The organism is Moraxella sp. CTOTU48268 (assembly GCF_032069585.1).
Taxonomy (GTDB): Bacteria; Pseudomonadota; Gammaproteobacteria; order Pseudomonadales; family Moraxellaceae; genus Faucicola; species Faucicola cinerea.
This window is the reverse complement of the sequence record NZ_DAMALV010000077.1, coordinates 1-2,182: the sequence shown is the minus strand read 5'-3', so window position 1 is coordinate 2,182 and position 2,182 is coordinate 1. Positions and strand designations below refer to the sequence as shown.

Genomic DNA, 2,182 nt, shown 5'->3' with positions numbered 1-2,182 from the left:
CCCAATTCTATCTTAATTTTGTGATTATTTGGTCTAGACATTGGGGAGTACCTTATAGACCTGCTTTTAATAAAAAGGATTTAAGGATTTTTTCCACGCATTGCATAAAAGCGTATTTTACCTGTCCCAAATTTTGATTATTTATCTCAAGATGATTTTTTATACTTCTAAGATCAGCTCTAATAGATTCAGCGAAAATCAAATAAGAATTCCAATGATTTAGAATTTGAAAAGATTCTAAAGCTTTGGAATACAAGTCAATGATTAATTCAAGCTCGTCATCAGTTAATCTCTCTATCATAAAAGGCGTGATTTCTTTACACATCCGTAAGATATTTGTTTGATTCTGACCTCCTTTGATATTCAAGTTTTTTTCTATGAAGAACTCACATTTTCCATAGAAATTAGGAACGCTAAATCTCCATAAATCACCTTGTAAATTGATAATCACCATGCCTAAATCAAGATTAGTTCTTCTTGCATTTTGATATTTACTTCGACACCATTTATCTAAACATTCAACAATGAAGTTTCCCAATTCATTATCATTTAATGGAGAATTAACAACTATTGGTAAGGGAATAGTGGGAAAAACATTACCTAATCTAGAATGGATATATATGTATCTTTGATATACAGCAATTCTTTTATCAATAGCTTCTTTATCAAACTTCTCAATTAAATTGTTTAATTCAGCTTCAAACCTTTTAGGAATCATTCTTCATCTCACAAACTGTATTGGCACGTTTGACAGTACACTTTTTAAAATTATTTGAAAATCATATCGGGATTGTGTTGGTTAATTTGTTTATAGTAAATGAAATTCGGCCATTAAGCGATATTATGACTTATTCAACTAGCATCAATATAACGCACAATTCTCAAGCCAACACAGCGGTATTACTGGGTTTGCTCTCTGTTTTTGCCTTTTCTTTAACGCTGCCTTTTAGCAAAATTGCTGTGCAAGTCTTAACAGGTCTAGAAGTAGGTTTACTGCGTTCGTTAATTGGCGGTGTTATGGCAATGATTATCTTATTGATCAAACATTGTGCTCTGCCAAACCGCCAGCAAGTCATTCGTTTATATCTTGGTTCACTGGGCATTATTTACGGTTTTCCGATATTCTCTAGCCTTGCTATGAAGTCGGTACCTGTGAGTCATGGGGCGATTGTACTAGCGATTTTACCGTTATCGACTGCCGTTTTTGGGGTATGGCTTAGTAAAAAGATAATGCCTCTAGCCTTTTGGATTTGGTCGATTGTTGGGGCGCTATTGGTCATAGGCTACGTGGTAATGACTAAAGATTTACAGAGTTTAGTATTAGGCGATATCTACTTAGCCTTGGCAGTGATATTAGCAGGGTTTGGCTATGCCCAAAGTGGTCAGCTATCACAAAGCATGCCTGGGTGGCAGGTAATTTGCTGGATGTTAGTACTCAACTTTCCAATTATTTTAGGACTGTCCTTGGCTTTCGTAGATTTTTCTCATATTAATATGATGAAAGCTAGCCATATGGGTGCCTTATTGTTTTTGGCCAGCGTGAGCGGACTATTCGGTTTTTTTAGTTGGAATAAAGCATTAGCTATGGGTGGTATCGCTACAATTAGTCAGTTACAGCTATTACAAACATTTTTAACATATGGTGTGGCGGTTTTATTTATGGGTGAGCGGTGGAGTTGGCTAAGTTTAATCATTTGTCTCTTAGTTGTGGCAACGGTTTATCAAACCCAAAAGACGGCTAGGCAAGTGTCTTAGCCATAACAACGTCTACACTAGCTTATAAAGCGATTACTTGACCCATTAGTAATCGCATGTTTTTATTGAGCCAACATCCATGTTATCGCTGCATCGATATGCAGAAGTGTGGTGTCAAACACCGGTAGTGGGCTGTTTTCTTCATTGATAAGCAGTCCGATTTCAGTACACCCCAAAATTACGGCTTGTGCACCCTGCGCTTTGAGTGTCTCAATGATTCGAATATATTGCTCGGCAGAGCTCCGTTTAATGTTGTTTAAACACAACTCATCATAAATAATGTGGTGCACGATTTGCTGATCAGATTCGTTAGGAATAATCGTTTGGATACCATATTTGGCTAAAGTTGTTTGGTAAAAGCCATCCGTCATACTAAAACTAGTCCCTAACAATCCTACTTTGTCCAAGCCTTGTTTAGCAATGGCTT

At 36.6% G+C, this 2,182-nt stretch carries 3 protein-coding genes; 1 reads left to right on the top strand and 2 read right to left on the bottom strand.

The annotated features are described in order from the left end of the window. Positions 1-52: 52 nt before the first annotated feature. Positions 53-718 carry a hypothetical protein gene (locus RT143_RS12270; protein WP_159771223.1) on the bottom strand — a complete coding sequence of 222 codons (666 nt, stop codon included), beginning with the start codon at positions 716-718 and terminating at the stop codon, positions 53-55. Positions 719-843: 125 nt separating this feature from the next. Between RT143_RS12270 and RT143_RS12265 the strand changes: the two genes are divergently transcribed. After that, positions 844-1,755, top strand: a complete 912-nt coding sequence (locus RT143_RS12265; RefSeq protein ID WP_159771225.1) for a DMT family transporter — start codon at positions 844-846, stop codon at positions 1,753-1,755. A 62-nt stretch (positions 1,756-1,817) separates the two neighbouring features. Here the strand turns inward: RT143_RS12265 and RT143_RS12260 are convergent. Continuing rightward, positions 1,818-2,182, bottom strand: a 365-nt coding sequence (locus RT143_RS12260; RefSeq protein ID WP_313093376.1) for an aspartate/glutamate racemase family protein, incomplete at its 5' end; no start/stop codon positions are given.